Below are 15881 nucleotides of genomic sequence, written 5' to 3'. Positions count from 1 at the left end.
GGTTTCTCGAACCGACGAACGGCACGTTTCTATCGAAATCACACAGAACACATGAATACGTCGCAGAACACTCTCACACTGATCTCGACGGATAATATCGTGCTGCAGCCATCCCTCTATGTCTTGCACGCGCTTTCTACCAGCTACCGGATAGGTTAGGCAGAGCGTACGAGAGACAGGGCGCGTATCGGTCACCGCACGCCACTCAGGGCACCGGCTTGCACAGGGGACGGCCTGACGCCCACGTCAGTCGGGACAGGATCGTTCTCGAAAAGCCGTTCAGGAGGTCGAGGTCTCGGCGAGTTCGCGGAGTCGCTCGAGGTTGGCAATTGCCGATTTTTGGCACTCGGCGATCCGCTCGAGCGCGTCCTGTATACGTGGGTCATCGAGGTGATCGTGGACACCCTGAACGAAGCCGATCCGACAGTGTTGGAGCCAGTCCTCGATGTCGGGTTCCTCTCGCCACGCGGCGCGAGCCCGTTGGCCGATGAGAGTATATTGGATCAAGTCCTCCGCGTCACCGGTAAGCGGATTGGGCGGGCACAGCCGGTTTTTCTCCGCGTCGTCGTCGCGGGTCGACTCGACGTAGGCGGTGATCGCGGCACTGAACGAAACGGGGATGATAGTATACTGCAGGGTGATCCGGTCGGGTCCGAAGACCGGCCGCACCGGGGGGGTTTTGACTCCGTGGGCGGTGCAGTCGACGTGCACGTGCTGTAGGTCGGTGGGCACGGTCCCGTCGTCGAGCACGATACGGTCGGCCTCGAGACACTGGACGTACCCCTGACGGATGACGTTGCGGATCCGGCGCAGGTCGTCGCGTTCGTCCTGGCTGAGGATTGCCCCGCGCCAGGTTTCGGGTTCGATCTCGGGGTCGAGCGGGACGACCACCCCGCTGGCTTCGAGCCGTCGGAAAAAATCGGGGACGTCTTCGGCCTTCGCGGCGGCTTCCATCCGCAGCGAAGCCCATTCCATTAACGACGGCACTAGCTCCAGGGTTTGCATATGTCGCCTTTGATGCGTCCATGGGTCGCGTGGTCGAATCCACCGGATCTCGGCCGATGGCACGCCGTTGTTAAGCAGCCAGCCGCAGGTGTCCATCGACGTCTTCCCCGCCCCAATGACGGTGAACCCGTCGGCTGGATCGGTGAGGTCGACGAGCTCGTTGGGGGTGACCAGCCGCACGTCCGGGTCGACGTCGAACGGTGGCGTATGAGTTGCGGGGATGGGCGATTCCACGTAGGTGGCGTCCACGACCCGGCGGCGGACCGTCACCTCGGTCGTCTCGCCGGTCAGCCGCGACTCGAACCGATGGCGGCCCCCCTCGGGACCGATGTAGTTGGACGTGCCGAAAAAGCGGACCTGTCCCGAGCCCAGCAGCTCCTGGTCGAGCACGCGGCGGTAGTAGCCGCAGATCTCCGCGCCGGTCGCCCGCTCGTAGAAGCCGGCGTTGGGACCAACCTCGTCGATCTCGTCGTTGCCGAGCCGCCGCGAGTTGACCCCGTAGACCGCAGACGGCTGGTGGAGCCGCACGAACGGGTAGGCGTCGTTCCAGTGGCCACCCGGATTCGCCCGCCGGTCCACAATCACGACATCGGCGTCGGACTCGCCGATCAGCGTGTCCGTAAACGTCATCCCCGACGCCCCGGCACCCACTACCAGGTAATCCGTCTCAAGCGTCTCCATGTCGACCCACCCCGGTCGTCAGACGCTCAGCGTGATCGCTTCCGGACGATCCCCTCTCGATCTGTCCCTCCTCGGTTTCGAGCTGATCACTGGCGTCTGTCATCTGCTGGGGCACTCTATGCGAAACAGTCACATATAGTCTCCCTGTAACTGGTCTGCAAGGGCTGAGCACTATATTCAGCAGCCGACTTTTGACATACTTCATCCGTGTCGATAGCCGCTTCCGAGAGCGAGTCGAAGCGTCGGTCACCACAGAAGGAGCAAGCCGGCGAGAAGGAGTGCCAGCTTCAGCGACGAGAACGCCGTCTCGTAACCCTCGAGCAGCGACCGGACGCGCGCCGAGTCGTGTTCGACCGCCGTCAGTATCGAAAACTGGATCAAACACGCCGCCGCGAGCCAGTTCGTGGCCGCGACCGAGAGGCCGTACGCGAGTGCCAACATCGCCACGAACAGGCTGAGAACGCGACCGAGTTCCATACAGCATCCCAGGTCACGGCCGGTATTGGCGGTTCTGATCGGTGCGTCGCCCGTAGTGACCAGTCCGCCTCGACGGTCCCTCATCGGAAGTAGAGAGCGTATATCATGATGGCAAGGCCGAACGCGACGCTTCCGCCGACCACGACGATCAGTGCGATCGGCTGATCGACGCGCAGGAGGGCGAGGATGAGTATCGTGTATGCCGCGTACACTATCGTAAGAGCGACGCCAAACCAGAACCACCGGGTCTGTTCCGAGGAATCCGTCTCCCGCATTTCGTCGGTGCTCATTCGTAGCGCTCGTCGTATTCGCGCCCGACACTCCTGTAGCTTACCCACCGCAGGTGTCCTGGCCCGGCTGTGACGCACGAACTGCGATATCGTCGCCGCTATCTTTTTTCCTCACGACTGCAGGCTGGTCGCTAATGCGGTTGGTCTCGGCGCCGGCGACGATCCGACGGATCTTCCCGTCCTTGCTACTCGAGCCATCCTCGAGGACCGCCACCTGCGCCTCGAGTGCTTCGAGACGGGATCGCACCACTTCGTTCTCGTCCTCGAGTTCGGTGCGCGGTCGGCAGTGTTCTCGAGCCGACTCGAGAACACATCCAGTCGTGCCTCAAAGTCGTTGGCGCGATCGCCAAGCGAGTCGCCCAACTCCGCTACGCCCTCGGCGCTGCGAGGAGCGACGCTCATCGAACCACTTCGTGGGCACCGCGGCGTCCAGGCCGCGCGCACGACCGTCCGCGACGGACGTTACGTTTTCACTCCCGTCACTGCCGCTCGAGGACGCTGGAAACTCCTACTACTATCGACTTGACACTCCAGGAGTTCGAGGAAAGGCCACAAACGCCCGTCTCTCGGGGTGTTTTTACGCGATCAAGTAACGAATTGGAAGAGTGCCCGGGGAGGGCTCCGAACCCTCGATCTCCGCATGTCCCAGGTTCGAGGCTCGGCAGTCCTCTGGAGGGACACGGAGGCTTCCAAGGCGAAACCGCACCGAATCTCTGAACCCTATGAGTGCGGCGCTATGTCCAGCTAAGCCACCCGGGCTCGTTTTCGAGTAGTGCGGTCTGTTTCTTTAACCTTCCCTTTCGCGTCGGCCGTGCAAGCAGAACCCACGCATTTATCACCGAATCTACCCAACGCCGGATATGACCGTTCCCGTCATCGTTCGATCCGCTCTCGGCGACGAGGAGGTCCGAACACGGGTCTCGCTCGGCGGTGACGACGAGCTCTTCGTCGCGGACTCGAGCAGCGTCGTCTACCGCGCCGAGGGGTTACTGACCGACGAGTCGATCGAGGAACTCACGTACGACGCCGATCGGCTCACCGTCTCCGAGGGACGCCGCAAGACGTCGCTCACCCTCGAGTACACGCTTTCGGGCACCGCCGAGGTGACCATCCCCGCGAGCAAGACCGACGACGTTCTCCAACCCGTGCTGGCGGGCGTGTTGCGAGCCAACGAGGTTATCGATCCCGACGAGTCGCTCATCGAGGTCTACCGGTTCAGCGAGCTCACCCTGATTCTCACCGACCGACGGCTGATCGAACACGTCGGCACGGCGGTCTGGGACGAGGGGTACGAGGCCTACCATTTCCGGAACGTAACGAACCTCTCGTTCGAGGAGGGCGACGTCGCGACCCGCATCGTCCTCGAGGTCGACGGGCGGCCCCAGCGGATCAAGGCGCCCAACGACGCGGCCGACGACCTCCGGGAGCGACTCAAGCGGGCGCTGGTCGACTACTACGAGCGCACGTCGGAAACCGTCCCCGAGGAATCGGACCCGCTCGAGGAGTCCCAGGAGCGCGGCGAGGAGCAGACCGGACGGGCCTCCCAGTCGAGGCGGGCCGTCCGTTCGGAGCCGACACGAGCCGACGGCCAGCGGGCCGCGGTCGAGTCGCGACCGCCGATGACCGGCACCGTCGACGGCGCGCCGGCCGACGCCACCCAGGACGTCGCGCGGGCGGCAGCCGCCGGCTCCACCGGCTCCGGCGGCGACGACGCGGCGAGCCAGGAGGTCCTCGACCGGCTCGAGGCTCTCGAGGACGCGATCGAGCGCCAGAACGAACGCCTCGAGGCCCAGCAGCAGACGATCGAGCGACTCATCGACGAGCTCCGCCAGGGCCGATAGCGGGCTACTCCCGCCCCGTCACTTTTCGAATACAGGAAGAGCCGTACGGACCGAGTTCGCCGCTCTCGAGGTCGATGAAGTAGCCCGTCGAGAGCCCCGAGCCGCAGCGCCGACAGGCGAACTCGCCTTCCTTCGTGATCACGTCCCGATCGAACCGCACGTACTGGCGGCTCTTCGGTCGGACGATCCCGTCCTCGCGCTCGATGATCCCGCGGAGTTCGGCCTGATCGAGGATCGTCCGAGTTACCGTCGGATCCGCGGTGACGGTCTCGATCCGGTCGACGACGTCCGGCAGGGGGAGCGACTCGTGCTCGAGCCGCTCGAGCAGCGCCAGCCCGAGTTCGACGCGGTCGTCGGTCGGGTCGACCCCGCGCTCGTCGCCGTTCATCGCCGAACACTGGCCCGCCGGAGCGAATAAACGTTGTGTTGAGACGCCTCCTCCGGACGGCTCCGTCGCCTCGAGCATTTCTAGAGGTGAAAGGTGCTATCGTAGTGACTGCTACGGACTAGCGGAACGGGTCGCTACAGTCGATGACGACGCCGTGTTGCGGACAGACGTACTTGCAGTGGCGCTTGAACATCGGCGCCTCACAGTGCGGACAGGTGGGGGCGCCCGCGGCTCCGCTCGTCGGTTCCGGACCCTCGGCGTCGTCGCTCATACGATCTCGTTGGCTCGACTCCCTCAAGTAGCTCCCGCTCACTCGGAGCAGGCGGCGATCCGGCGCACCCGTCGTGCCATCGCCGGCCTCGTAATCGCGCGGATAAGTGTCGTCGCCGGCCGATACGTGAGCGCTCCCTCGCCGGACTTGGTCGCGGTGAGCGACCACAGTCCGGGTGCATGGAAGGTGAGCTGACAGCGTCCCGTCTCGTCCGTTCGGACGGCCTTGCGTCGGCTGGAGACGATGACGCCCTCGATCGGGTTCTGCAGTCGGTCCCGAACGCGGATCGTCACGGGTTCGCCGAGCAGTACCTCGTCGGTGTCGACCTCGAGGACGAGCGACCGTGTCGTTCTCATGCTGAACGTTCGCACGCCACGATGAAAATGGTACCACCTGAACATGATGGTGCGCAGGGTCGGTTCGCCCGGGCTTACAAAAAGTCGAAACGGCGATCGTGTTCAGCTACCGACCGTCAGCACTCGCTCCAGCCACAGGACTCGCAGGTCTTGCAGCCTTCGGAGTAGTACAGCGACAGCGAGCCGCAGTCGGGACACTCGGGGGACTCGCCGGCGTCGATGAGATCCTGGATCGCGTCGTCGTCGCCGGCCGCGTTCGCGGCAGCGGCGCCGCCGTCAGTCTTGGGGCCGTCGACGACGTCCGCGTCCGCGTCGGCCGCGTCCTCTAAGGTCTGCTGGGTCGGGTACGGTTTGTCGATCTCCTCCTCGAGGTAGCGACGCATCGCGGTGCCGATGGCGTCGGGGATCGACTGAATCTGCTCGCCCTTGTCCCAGGCCACCTTGGGGCTTCGAGTGCCACAGAGTTCGTCGACGATCTCCTCGGGGTCGACGCCCGAGCGAAGCGAGGTCGAGATGACCTTCGCCAGCGCCTCGGTAAAGGAGTTGGTGAACCCGCCCGAGTGGCCGATGTTCGCGAACAGCTCGAACGGCTGGCCGGTCTCGGGGTCCTCGTTGATCGTCACGTAGACCTTTCCGTAGCCGGTGTCGATGCGCTGGCTGACACCCTGGAGGGCGTCTGGCCGCTCGCGCTTCTCGGTGAAGTCGACCTGGACGGGCTCGCGGTCGTCCGCCTCGTCGACCAGCGAACCGACGTCGTCCTCGAGGATCTCCTGGACGTCCTCGCTCTCGAGGAACGCCTCGAGGCCGCCGAAGATCTCGTCGATCTGTTCGACGAGCGTCTCCGCGGCCTCGGTCTCGTCGGCGAAGTCGGCGTTCTCGGCGCGGGTCGTCAGCACCTGCTTGCTACGAGTGCCGTCGCGGTAGTAGGTGACGCCCTTGCCGCCGTGCTCGTAGATGTACTCGAAGACGTCCTTGGCGTCCTCGAGCGTGGAGTCGCTGGGTGCGTTGACCGTCTTCGAGATCGCGGAGTCGACACCGGCCTGGCAGGCGACCTGCACGCCCGCGTGTGCCTTCGCCGAGAGGTCGCCGGTCGTGACGAACAGCTCGCCGATCGCGTCGGGCACCGTCGAGAGCCCCTCGACGCCGTTGAACTGGTTGGTCGCCATCTGCTCCTGGGCCTCCTCCTTGACGGCGTCGACATCGATGCCGTTGTCCTCCAGGACGCGTAGGAAGTAGTCGTCGAACTCGACGAGCATCTCGTCGCCCTGAACGTCGTCGGAGACGTTCTTGTAGTAGGCGACGTTGTAGATCGGCTCGCAGCCGCCGGTGGTGTTGCCGACCATGCTCGTGGTGCCCGTCGGCGCGATGGTCGTCGTGTTGTGGTTGCGGATCGGGAACCCGTCGGCCCAGTCGTCGGCGTCCTCGCCGGTCTGGTGCTCGAACCACTCGCGGTACTCCGTCGGGTTCGCGTACTTGGACTCGTCCCACTCCTCGAAGCTACCTCGCTGCTCGGCGAGCTCATGGGAGGTCCACTTCGAGGTGTGGTTGATGTGGGTCATCAGCTGGCGGGCGACCTCGTTGGAGGTCTCGCTGCCGTACTCCATGCCCAGCTGGATGTACAGCTGCGCCAGCCCCATGATGCCCAGCCCGATCTTGCGCATCTCCCGGACCTTCTGCTCGATCTTCTCGACCGGGAAGTCCGACATGGTGACGACGTTCTCGAGGAACCGAGTGCCCATCTCGATACGTCGATCGAACTCCTCGAAGTCGACGGCCTCCTCGAGGAAGGCGCCGACGGCCGCCTCGAGGTCGTCGTACTCCTCACCGTGCTCGTCGTACCAGACGCGCCAGTCCGGCGCCTCGAGATCGGCGAGCGTCGAGAGGTTGATGTGCCCGAGGTTACAGGCCTCGTACTCCTCTAAGGGCTGTTCGCCACAGGGGTTCGTCGCGAGGATTCGGTGGTCGGGGTGTTTCTCGACGTCGAAGGAGTGCTGTTTGTTGACACGCTCGAGGTAGATGACGCCGGGCTCGCCGTTCTCGTGGGCGCCCTCGACGATGTCGTCCCACAGCTCCTCGGCCGGGATCGACAGCTCCTCGCCGACCTCGACGTACTCGCCGAGGCCGAACATCTCGTACAGCTCTTTTGTCTCCGCGGTCGCGATGTGGGGCTCCTCAGTACGGGGGTTGGTGAACGTGAACTCCTCGCCGTTCTGCAGGGCCTCCATGAAGTCGTCGGTGACGCCGACGGAGATGTTGAAGTTCGAGAGGTGGCCCTCGACGGCGTTGCGAAGGTGTTTCGGGACGCGACCCTCGTCGTCGATGAGTTCGCGGGCCTCCTCGAGAGCCGCCTGGAAGGAGGTGTGGGTGTAGTCGTCGGGGTCGTTCAGGCGCAGCGTCTCGGCCAGCGAGACGTCCTTGTTCTTGGCGTGGATGAACTGGATGACGTCCGGGTGGGAGACGCGCATGACGCCCATCTGGGCGCCGCGTCGGGCGCCGCCCTGGGCGATCGTCTCGCACATCTGGTCGTACGTCCGCATGAACGTGATCGGGCCGCTGGCGATGCCGCCGGTGCTCCCGACCGCGTCGCCGTAGGGGCGAAGCCGCCAGAATGCGTAGCCCATCCCGCCGCCGCTCTGGAAGACCTGCGCGGCTTCCTTTGCGGTCTGGTGGATGTCGTCGATGTCGTCCTCGGGGGAGTCGACGAAACACGCCGAGAGCTGCTGGAGCTCGTCGCCTGCGTTCATCAGCGTCGGCGAGTTCGGCATGAAGTCGAGGTTCGCCATCATCTCCTGGAACTCGTCGGCGACGTCCTCGACGTGGGCCCGGACCTCGTCGGGCAGCTCGGGGACGACGGTGTCGTAGGCGAACTTGTTGACGTTGTAGATAGAAAGTGCGGTCTCAGCCTCGTCGTCCGCGGTGGTTCCTGCACCGAACACGTCCGCGGCCAGTTCGTCTCGCCGCGGGTGGTCGGGTTTGAGCTGGTCGGGCGTGACCGTGATCTCGAAGTCGCGCTTCTCGGCCTCGAAGACCGCTTCGGCCAGTGCGATGTTCTTGCCGACGCGGTCGAACAGGTCCTCCTGGCGTTCGACGAGTTCGCCGTCCGCGTCCTTGCGGAGGTATCGGGCAGGGAGAATGTTGTCGTAGGCGTTGGCGGTCAGGCGCTCCTCGAGGGTGTCCCCATCGGTGCGCTTGATCGGGAGGGTAAGCTCCTCCGCGGAGAGGTCGGATTCGCTCATGCGCGGGTCACCTCGGGGGTAGCCCGCCGACGCGTGCGGATTCCGTCGCGGGTCCGGGTCCTGGCGTGGGTCATTTGTAGCGAAGAATCGGTATTCATCGGCGCCTCATAATTGTAGTGGTATTCTTCCATTCTTGTTGTAGTAGTACAACCCTAGTTGCGTAGCTGGTCCTGTACTCAGTCGGGGGGTTGCGATGCGAGGGCGAAACGGCTCTCTTCGCGCTTACCAGGGTGTAGTACGGCGACGGCCTTAATGATTTTCAGACCAGAGTGAAAGTAAATTTGCGGACGATGAGGTCGCTCATCCACGCCTCGAGTTGTACGGAACAGATACTGTTCTTTTGGCCTGTCTTTCACAATATCCAGAAAGACTTCATAGTTTCCGTGCGGGATGGAACGTATGCTCGATCCACTGACGTCCAGCACGGGCGTGCTGCTCGCCCTGGCCGCCCTCGTCCTCGTCCTGGTCACGATCCTCGCGGTCCGCGTCGCGATCAAACTCGCCGTCCGCGTCGGCCTCGTCGCCGGCGTCGCCCTCGCGGGGCTCTACACCGTCGGCGTTATCGGATAGGTCGATCGAAGGTCCGGAGCGATGTTGGCCGTGAGGCGACCGTTGGCGATTCGAGCGTTCTGCTCGAGCCGGCAACACGGGATCGCCACGCCCTCTCCAGCCGATTCGCTCGCTCGCGTTGCTCCCTCGCTCATCCCTCGCACAATATCGTCTATCAGTTCTCGCCGTTGCTCGAACTGACCGACAGCGCGCGCCACTGTAATGCGGCTCAGAGCAGTAACACGTAGCAGTTCGATAAACGATGTCGACATCAGGCCTCGAAGAGCTTGCTAGGCGCGTTGCGCAACAAACCGGTCTCGTGGACTTTCCTTTCTCGATGAGCTAAGATACTTTTTAGAACGACTGGAAGTCACTAACTTCCTCTCATATCCTCGTCTACTGATCCTCAAGATTTTTATAATCGAGTATCCCACCGTCTCTTGCCCGCTACGCAGCCCACCTGAATGGGGTTTCAGCATAAATGGAACGTAATTCGGGCGCAAAACAGTGATCTTGCGGACTGTTGCACCAGCACGGAAGTAAGCTATTCCCCAGACCGCTGGGCGGTTAGCGCGGCCACAGCCAGGATGACTATGGCGAGAAGGGCAGCGAATGCCCCTCCTCCTGCAATGACGATGGCCACAGGCACGAAGCAACAGCCCTGTGCGAGGATCACTTCGAGCCACTTGTCATCGTCGAGCATGTTGTCGTCCATTTTCGGGTTGGACATCCCGGCATTATCCGGGATGGCTACGTTCTTTTGTAGCGAAGAATCGGTATTCATCGGCGCCACATAATTGTAGTGGTATTCTTCCATTCTTATTGTAGTAGCACAACTATATTTGTACAACTGTCCACGAACCTAGTCCCGATTTGCGATGTGGGAAGCGAAATCACATCTTTTTCGCAGAAGAGACTACAATGATGACGGGCTCAATAATTTTCAGAACGGGGTGAAAGTAAACCTATCAATAAGATCACTGTTCATCTATACCACAAAATCCCTCTCAAGATAGCCAGAACATCACATAGACTCGAGCAAGGTCGCTGTGAGACGACAGTCAAGTACTAGAGGTGTGTAGTCCTTGCCGTTTTAGATGGGTCTGTTACCATCACAGCCCCTCGAGGAAGTTCTCGATCACGTCGTGACCGACGGCCGTGAGCACGCTCTCGGGGTGGAACTGCACGCACTCGATCGGGTGCTCGCGGTGGCGTACGCCCATGACCAGCTCGGTGCCGTCGTGGTCGGCCGTCGCCGTCACTTCGAAGCAGTCGGGTACCTCCGTCGCGACCAGCGAGTGGTAGCGGCCGGCGCGAAACCCCTGCTCGAGGCCGGCGTAGACGCCCTCGCCGTCGTGGTCGACCGCCCAGGCCTTCCCGTGGACCGGGTCGGGCGCGCGCCCGACCGAGCCCCCGTAGGCGTAGACGGCCGCCTCGAGGCCGAGACACACGCCCAGCGTCGGTACCTCGGGGCTGATCTCCCGGAGGACGGCCGCCGAGACGCCGACGTCGCGGTCGTTCTTCGGGTGGCCCGGGCCGGGGCTGACGACGATTCCGTCGGGCTCGACGGCACGGACCTCCTCGAGGGAGGCCGTGTTCTTGAGCACCTCGGTCTCGGTTCCGGGCTGCTGGCTGACGTACTCGACGAGGTTGTACGTAAAGGAGTCGTAGTTGTCGATCACGAGGATCCGGACGGTCTCGCCCTCCGACTCGCGCTCGTCCGCGGTCCCGGTCGCGCTCATTGTCCCACCTCCGGGGTGGCCTCAGTCCGTTCGTCCTCGATGGCCTCGAGGGCAGCCAGCACGCCGCCCATCTTCTTCTCGGTCTCCTCGTACTCGGCGGTCGGGTCGCTGTCGGCGACCAGTCCGGCGCCGGCCTGGACGGTGATCCGATCGCGCTCTCCTTCGTCTTCGACGGTTGCGGTCCGAATCACGATCGCGAAGTCGGCGTCGCCGGTCCAGGAGTAGTAGCCCACCCCGCCGCCGTACAACCCGCGAGGCTCGGTCTCGAGATCGTCGATGATCTCCATCGCGCGGATCTTCGGCGCCCCCGAGAGAGTGCCGGCGGGGAAGGCGGCCCGCGTCGCGTCGAACGCATCCGCGTCCGTCGCGAGTTGGCCCGTCACCGTCGACTCGATGTGCTGGACGTGGCTGTACTTCAGGACGTTCATGAACTCGTCGACCCGCACCGAACCCGGTTCGGCGACCCGGCGGACGTCGTTGCGCGCCAGATCGACGAGCATCGTGTGCTCGGCCCGTTCCTTCTCGTCGGCCAGCATTTCGCCGGCCAGCCGACGGTCCTCGACGGGGCCCGACCCCCGGTCGCAGGTGCCCGCGATCGGGTTCGACATGACCTCGCGGCCCCGCACCGAGACCAGCGTCTCGGGGCTCGCGCCGACGACGGTCAGGTCGCCGTGATCGAGCAGGTACATGTACGGCGAGGGGTTGACCTCGCGCATCGCCTCGTAGAACCCGATCGGGTCGATCTCGCCGTACAGCTCCCGCGTCCGCGAAATGACGCCCTGGTAGATGTCGCCGTCGAGGACGTGCTCTTTCGCCCGCCGGACGCTCTCCTCGTACTCCTCGCGCGAGCCCGCACGCTCGTCCTCGCGGACGAACCCGCCCGGCGCCGGCGCCGAGGCCGCCCGGAGCGTCTCGGCGACGTCCCCGGCCTCCGCGAGCAGCCGATCGTAGACCGCATCGGGGTCGTCGTCGGGCTCGACGACGGGAGTGAACACCAGCGAGACGGTTCCGTCGCGCTCGTCGAACGCGACGGTCTTGGTCGTGAGCACGAACTGCGCGTCGGGGAACCGCGAGTCGGGGCGCTCGCAGCCGACCTCCTCGAGCCAGAGGTCGTAGACGGCGTCGTACGCGAGAAAGCCGACCAGGCCGCCCTCGAGGTGCTGGCGGTCGTGTTCCGGGAAGTTCGCGAGCCGGGCGTCCGGCAGCGCGGCCCGGAGGGTGTCGACGGTGTCGCCGGCCGGATCGCGCTCGAGGTCCTCGAGGGGTGGGTCCGCGGAGAGCGCCTCGACCGAGGCGCCATCGGGATCGACGGTGACGACGGCCTCGGGATCGTAGCCGACGTAGGAGTACCGGGCGTGGCGGTCCGCTCGCGAGGCGTTCGGTCGGAAGGCGCCGTCGGGATCGCTCGAGGCGGTCTTCTCCGCGCTCTCGAGCAGGAAGGCGTACGGCGAGCGCTCGCGGTCGCTGCTCTCGGAGCGACCGGTCAGCGCAGCGTAGGCCGCGAGCGGCGACGTTTCGACCTCGAGTTCGGCGACGGCTCGGACGACGACCGGACGCTCCGCGTCGGCCTCGTCAGCGGACGCGCGAAACGCCTCCCGGTCGAGGTCGAGCGCGGGCGGCTCCGTCGGCGTTCGGTCGGCGTCGCTCATGATTGAGGCACCGGGGTGGTCGCGTTCTTCGCTCGCTCGACGAACGACCGGGCTGCGTCGGGGTCGGTCGCGCCTCCGGAGTCCTCGACGCCGCTGGCGACGTCGACGGCGAACGGCTCGACCGTCCGAACCGCCTCGGCGACGTTCTCGGGCGTCAGCCCGCCGGCGAGGACGATCGGCGAGTCGAGGGCTGCCGTCAGCTCGCGGGTCAGCTCCCAGTCGTGGGTTTCGCCGGTGCCACCGCCGCCCTCGGCTGCGGGGGTGTCGACGAGCAGCCCGTCCGCGACCGCGTCGTACCGTTCGGCGGTCCCCGCGTCGGTCTCGCCGGCCTCGAGGACGACAAGCACCGTCGCGTCGACGTTTTCGCGGACGGTCGCGACGTCCTCGGGTTCGAGCGTCCCGTGGAGCTGGACGGCGTCGGGGCTGACCGTCTCGACCAGCTCGATCGCCGCCGCCGGCGTCTCGGGCATCGTCACGAGGACGGTCGTCACGAACGGCGGCGCGGCCGCGGCGAGTTCGGCAGCGCGGGCGGGTGCGAGCTCGCGGTGGGTGTCGACGGGGACCGCAGCGATGAGCCCGACCGCGTCGGCGCCCGCGGCGACGGCCGTCTCGAGGTCGTCTTCGTCGGTCGTCCCGCAGAGTTTCACTCGCGTCATCGGGCCTCCCGCTCCGGGGGCTCGGCGCGGTTCTGGGCGCAGAGCTCCTCGAGCTTCGCCGCCGCGGCCCCCGACTCGATCGCTTCGAGCGCGGCGTCTGCCCCGGCCGCGAGCGTCTCGGCCTCGTCGGCGACGTAGACCGCGGCGCCGGCGTTCGCGAGGATCACGTGCCGCTTGGCGCCGGTCACGTCGCCCTCGACGATGCCGCGCATGTCGCGGGCGTTCTCGGTCGGTGAGCCGCCCGCGATGTCGCCGATCTCGTGTTCGGGGAGTCCCAGGTCGGCTGGCTCGAGGACGTACTCCTCGACGTCGCTCCCCTCGACCTCCGCGACCCGGGTCTCGCCGTGGATCGCGATCTCGTCGGTGCCCGCGCCGTGGACGACCAGCGCTCGCTCGACGTCCATCCGGGCGAGCGCGTCCGCGAGGACGGGCACCAGCTCGGGGTCGTAGACGCCGACGACCTGGGCGTCGGCGCCGGCAGGGTTGGTCAGGGGCCCGAGGACGTTGAACAGCGTCCGCATCCCGAGCTCCTTGCGCGGGCCGATGACGGCCTTCATCGCCGGGTGGAAGACGGGCGCGAGCATGAAACCGATCCCGTCGCGCTGGATCGCGTCCTCGACGGCCGGGGGTTCGGCCTCGATCTCGACGCCGACCTCCTCGAGCACGTCCGCGCTGCCCGAGGACGACGAGACGGAGTAGTTGCCGTGTTTGGCGATCGGAACGCCCGCGCCGGCGGCGACGATCGCGCTGGTCGTCGAGACGTTGATCGTGTCGTAGTCGTCCCCGCCCGTGCCGCAGGTGTCGACGAGCGGCGTCCGGGCGGGATCGATCGTCCGGGCGGCCTCGCGCATCCCCTGGGCGAAGCCCGCGATCTCGGCCTCGGTCTCGCCTTTCGCCCGCAGCGCCGCCAGCAGCGCGCCGATCTGGGCGTCGGTCGCGTCCTCGAAAACGGCCGTCGAGGCCGCTCGAGCCTCCGTCTGTGTGAGATCCTCCCCGTCGGCCACCCGTTCGATGAACTCCTGCATAGTGAACACCAATGTACGTAGTTGTCTTACGATGACCAAATCAGTACACTAACTTAAGCGTGTCGCCGATCCGTGGGGCCGAGTTACGCACGGCGGACGATTCGAAACCTTCAATTACGGCGGCGGGCAACGAACGAGTGCAGGCGAGGTGGCGCACGACGCCACGGACGCGAAACCAGGCGGGTTGGTGGTCTAGTCTGGTTATGACACCTCCTTGACATGGAGGAGGCCGGCAGTTCAAATCTGCCCCAACCCACTACTTCTGTCGCGAACAAATCCGTGAGCGACAGAATCGTGACGTTGAGCAGATTTGAATCAGGGAGTGAAGCGAACGAAGTGAGCGGAACGACCGTGGTTCAAATCTGCCCCAACCCATTTCTGACGAACTAACACGACGAACGCAGTGAGGAGTGCGTTCGTCAGAAATTGTTACGGCAGTTTGAACCGGACCGAGGTTCTGCGAGCGAAGCGAGCAGGTCCTCGGGCGTGGTTCAAATCTGTCCCAACCGCATTTCTTGGTCGTGGCGCAAAGCCGTCTACAAATAAGAAAACTGCTGGGATCGTCGAGGAGGTTCCTTCGGCTCGGTACCACGTACCGCAATACGAGGACGACTTTGACGCTCTTAGTCAACCGCCTCGTACCGCCTGTGAACGATCGTTACAGCTCGCTGCTTTCTAAACGGAGTTGAATCACAAACCTATATTTGCCACCTGCGTAGATTCGGTCACAATGCAATTCTGCGACGAGTGTGGTTCGATGATGCACACGGAGGGCGACACGTGGGTGTGTCGCTCCTGTGAGAACGAGGACCCGCGGGACTCGCAAGCGGAAGCGGCGATGGCGACTCGAGAGGGGCAGCGGGACGACGGGGCACCTGCCGTGGCCGACGCGACCCAAGACTCCACTGAGACGATGCAGGAGCCCTGCCCAGCGGACGACTGCGACAGCGACCGGGCCTACTCCGAGATAATGCCGAAGCCGGGCGGTTCCTACGAGGTTCGGCTGTTGACCTGCGTCGAGTGTAGCCACAAGTGGCGCGAGTCCTGACGGCGCATCTCGCGTCCTCTTCACCCAGACTCCCCTCTCCCTTCCTTTCGAAAATGAACGCCGCTACGCAACTGCTGAGTACCGTCGCAAAGCCGTCCAGCGTTTCGAACGGTGCTATTCACCGTTGCGGTTCGAAATCCGGGCCGCAACGAGAGTCAGCGAGATCCTGTCAGTTCGGAAGCGGCTGCTTCGAGCGCGTTCCGTTCGCGATCCGTGTACCCGATCACGCGCATGTCCTCGAGGACCTCCGGGTCGTAGCTCCGGATCGTTCGACGGATGAGCGCCCCACCCTCGCGGATGTAAAACCCGCCGTTTTCACACCCGACTGCGGGAAGAACGATCGATCGACACGCCAGCTCGTCGGCGACGGAGCGGGCGTTCTCGGTCGCGCGACGGATGCTCTCGGCCGTCGGCCGTTTCCGTGGCGATGTCTCTGGGGGTGACACGGATACCGTCGGTGCCGTGTCCGAGGCAGTCACCGGCGCTCGGTTCGGTGCGACCGAACCCCCGATCGGTGGCGTTCCTCGCTGGAACACCGCACGGAACTGGAGACGCTGACGGAACAGCTGTTCGTCCTGGATCCGGTTCGAGCGCCCGGTTGCGGATACCCGATCGAGGAGGTGGTGTAAGGGGATCACAACGAGACACCCTACACCCTCGAGTGAGC

The 15881-nt window shown here is 64.8% G+C and carries 17 protein-coding genes and 2 tRNA genes; 4 read left to right on the top strand and 15 right to left on the bottom strand.

Annotation, left to right across the window (positions count from 1 at the left end; translation table 11 throughout):
* Nucleotides 1–279: 279 nt before the first annotated feature.
* The 5 genes from QA609_RS05635 to QA609_RS05615 all read right to left on the bottom strand — a co-directional run bounded on the left by QA609_RS05635 (nt 280) and on the right by QA609_RS05615 (nt 3212).
* A complete protein-coding gene (locus QA609_RS05635) occupies nt 280–1686 on the bottom strand; it encodes an NAD(P)-binding protein (RefSeq protein ID WP_278301599.1) in 1407 nt (468 codons plus the stop codon).
* Nucleotides 1687–1932: 246 nt separating this feature from the next.
* Nucleotides 1933–2163, bottom strand: a complete 231-nt coding sequence (locus QA609_RS05630; RefSeq protein ID WP_278301598.1) for a hypothetical protein — start codon at nt 2161–2163, stop codon at nt 1933–1935.
* Between the two features lie 80 nt (nt 2164–2243).
* Entirely contained in the window at nt 2244–2453 is a 210-nt protein-coding gene (locus tag QA609_RS05625; protein ID WP_278301597.1) for a hypothetical protein, read from the bottom strand.
* 40 nt (nt 2454–2493) lie between these two features.
* Nucleotides 2494–2700, bottom strand: coding sequence for a hypothetical protein (locus QA609_RS05620; protein ID WP_278301596.1), 207 nt, complete (start codon nt 2698–2700; stop codon nt 2494–2496).
* A 359-nt stretch (nt 2701–3059) separates the two neighbouring features.
* Nucleotides 3060–3212: transfer RNA gene (locus QA609_RS05615), tRNA-Met, on the bottom strand.
* A 101-nt stretch (nt 3213–3313) separates the two neighbouring features.
* Here QA609_RS05615 and QA609_RS05610 point away from each other — a divergent pair.
* Nucleotides 3314–4294: a hypothetical protein gene (locus QA609_RS05610; RefSeq protein WP_278301595.1), complete on the top strand. Its 981-nt coding sequence runs from the start codon at nt 3314–3316 to the stop codon at nt 4292–4294.
* A 4-nt stretch (nt 4295–4298) separates the two neighbouring features.
* Here the strand turns inward: QA609_RS05610 and QA609_RS05605 are convergent, their stop codons facing one another.
* The 4 genes from QA609_RS05605 to QA609_RS05590 all read right to left on the bottom strand — a co-directional run bounded on the left by QA609_RS05605 (nt 4299) and on the right by QA609_RS05590 (nt 8545).
* Nucleotides 4299–4682, bottom strand: coding sequence for a DUF5830 family protein (locus QA609_RS05605; protein WP_278301594.1), 384 nt, complete (start codon nt 4680–4682; stop codon nt 4299–4301).
* A gap of 118 nt (nt 4683–4800) precedes the next feature.
* On the bottom strand, nt 4801–4953 hold the full coding sequence (locus QA609_RS05600; protein WP_278301593.1) for an HVO_2523 family zinc finger protein: 153 nt from the start codon (nt 4951–4953) through the stop codon (nt 4801–4803).
* Between the two features lie 38 nt (nt 4954–4991).
* Nucleotides 4992–5309 carry a carboxypeptidase regulatory-like domain-containing protein gene (locus QA609_RS05595; protein ID WP_278301592.1) on the bottom strand — a complete coding sequence of 106 codons (318 nt, stop codon included), beginning with the start codon at nt 5307–5309 and terminating at the stop codon, nt 4992–4994.
* Between the two features lie 116 nt (nt 5310–5425).
* Nucleotides 5426–8545 (bottom strand): adenosylcobalamin-dependent ribonucleoside-diphosphate reductase, encoded by a 3120-nt coding sequence (locus QA609_RS05590; RefSeq protein ID WP_278301591.1) that lies wholly within the window; start codon nt 8543–8545, stop codon nt 5426–5428.
* Nucleotides 8546–8944: 399 nt separating this feature from the next.
* Here QA609_RS05590 and QA609_RS05585 point away from each other — a divergent pair, with 399 nt between their 5' ends.
* Nucleotides 8945–9115 (top strand): hypothetical protein, encoded by a 171-nt coding sequence (locus QA609_RS05585; RefSeq protein ID WP_278301590.1) that lies wholly within the window; start codon nt 8945–8947, stop codon nt 9113–9115.
* A 523-nt stretch (nt 9116–9638) separates the two neighbouring features.
* Here QA609_RS05585 and QA609_RS05580 read toward each other — a convergent pair.
* The 5 genes from QA609_RS05580 to trpD form a co-directional block, all read right to left on the bottom strand.
* Nucleotides 9639–9911 (bottom strand): hypothetical protein, encoded by a 273-nt coding sequence (locus QA609_RS05580; RefSeq protein WP_278301589.1) that lies wholly within the window; start codon nt 9909–9911, stop codon nt 9639–9641.
* A 295-nt stretch (nt 9912–10206) separates the two neighbouring features.
* Nucleotides 10207–10836 (bottom strand): anthranilate synthase component II, encoded by a 630-nt coding sequence (gene trpG / locus QA609_RS05575; RefSeq protein ID WP_278301588.1) that lies wholly within the window; start codon nt 10834–10836, stop codon nt 10207–10209.
* Complete coding sequence (gene trpE, locus QA609_RS05570; protein WP_278301587.1) at nt 10833–12485, bottom strand: anthranilate synthase component I; 1653 nt, start codon at nt 12483–12485, stop codon at nt 10833–10835. Before trpE ends, trpG begins: the two co-directional genes overlap by 4 nt.
* On the bottom strand, nt 12482–13141 hold the full coding sequence (locus QA609_RS05565; protein WP_278301586.1) for a phosphoribosylanthranilate isomerase: 660 nt from the start codon (nt 13139–13141) through the stop codon (nt 12482–12484). The genes trpE and QA609_RS05565 overlap by 4 nt, the downstream gene beginning before the upstream one ends.
* Nucleotides 13138–14166 (bottom strand): anthranilate phosphoribosyltransferase, encoded by a 1029-nt coding sequence (gene trpD, locus QA609_RS05560; protein WP_278301585.1) that lies wholly within the window; start codon nt 14164–14166, stop codon nt 13138–13140. The genes QA609_RS05565 and trpD overlap by 4 nt, the downstream gene beginning before the upstream one ends.
* Nucleotides 14167–14347: 181 nt before the next feature.
* Here trpD and QA609_RS05555 point away from each other — a divergent pair.
* Together QA609_RS05555 and QA609_RS05550 are read left to right on the top strand one after the other, a co-directional pair.
* Nucleotides 14348–14422 (top strand) — tRNA-Val (locus tag QA609_RS05555).
* Nucleotides 14423–14896: 474 nt separating this feature from the next.
* Entirely contained in the window at nt 14897–15214 is a 318-nt protein-coding gene (locus QA609_RS05550) for a DNA-directed RNA polymerase subunit M (protein WP_278301584.1), read from the top strand.
* Nucleotides 15215–15369: 155 nt separating this feature from the next.
* On the opposite strand, the gene QA609_RS05545 is transcribed toward QA609_RS05550, so the two are convergent.
* Nucleotides 15370–15660 carry a hypothetical protein gene (locus QA609_RS05545; protein WP_278301583.1) on the bottom strand — a complete coding sequence of 97 codons (291 nt, stop codon included), beginning with the start codon at nt 15658–15660 and terminating at the stop codon, nt 15370–15372.
* Nucleotides 15661–15881 lie beyond the last annotated feature (221 nt).

The sequence above is a fragment of the Natronococcus sp. A-GB7 genome, from assembly GCF_029688865.1.
In the GTDB taxonomy this organism is placed as follows: Archaea; Halobacteriota; Halobacteria; order Halobacteriales; family Natrialbaceae; genus Natronococcus.
Note: the sequence above shows the minus strand (reverse complement) of the source record. Positions and strands in the feature narration are given on the sequence as shown.